Below are 894 nucleotides of genomic sequence, written 5' to 3'. Positions count from 1 at the left end.
GGCTCGCTAGATGGAGCCGCACCCGGCGTTTTGTTTCACGGTGCTTCCGCAGGGCCGCCGGTCCGCCCGACCGTCGGGCTGCTTGTGGCGAAGATAGCGTGGACCTGGCGGCCCTGCGGAAAGTCTTGGGTGCCGGCGGCTGACCGGGGGCTGGCTATTGGACCCCGGCCCGCCGCCGGACAATCTAGGCGGCGGCTGCCGCCTTAACCCGCGCCGGCTTCTCCAACAGGTAGTTCTGGTAGGCGGGGATCGTCAGGAAGGCCGGGAACTCTTCGCCGAGGGCCACCTCTTCGAAGATCTCGCGGGCGTCGTCGAACCGGTCGCCGTCGAAACGGGGCAGGCCGGCGAACTCTTCCTCCAGCAGGTCGCGGACCCATTCACGGGTGACAATTTCGCCGTCGTCGGTCACGGCGTGGGCGTGGATCCACTGCCAGATCTGCGAGCGGGAGATCTCCGCCGTGGCGGCGTCCTCCATCAGGTTGTGGATGGCCACCGCGCCGTTGCCGCGCAGCCAGGACTCGATGTACTGAATGCCGACTTCCAGGTTGGTGCGGATGCCGGTCTCGGTGATGGAGCCCTCGGTGCCGGCCACGTTCAGCAGGGCTGCGTCGTCGGGCGTGACATCCTCGCGCTGGCGGTCCAGCTGGTTGGGCCGTGAGCCCAGCACACCGTCGAACACCTCGCGGCAGACCGGGACCAGGTCCGGGTGCGCCACCCAGGAGCCGTCGAACCCGTCGGAGGCCTCGCGGGTCTTGTCCGCGTGCACCTTCTCCATGGCGATCGCGTTGGCCTCCGGATCGCGGCGGCTGGGGATGAACGCGGCCATCCCGCCGATGGCCATGGCGCCGCGGCGGTGGCAGGCGCGGACCAGCTGCTCGGTGTAGGAGCGCATGA

The 894-nt window shown here is 69.4% G+C and carries 1 pseudogene; it reads right to left on the bottom strand.

Annotated elements, in window-relative coordinates:
* Positions 1–184 precede the first annotated feature (184 nt).
* Positions 185–894 (bottom strand): annotated as a pseudogene (locus AC5RWT_RS37840) (malate synthase A); the annotation flags it as partial.

This window comes from Arthrobacter sp. Dra40, from assembly GCF_059091905.1.
Note: the sequence above shows the minus strand (reverse complement) of the source record. Positions and strands in the feature narration are given on the sequence as shown.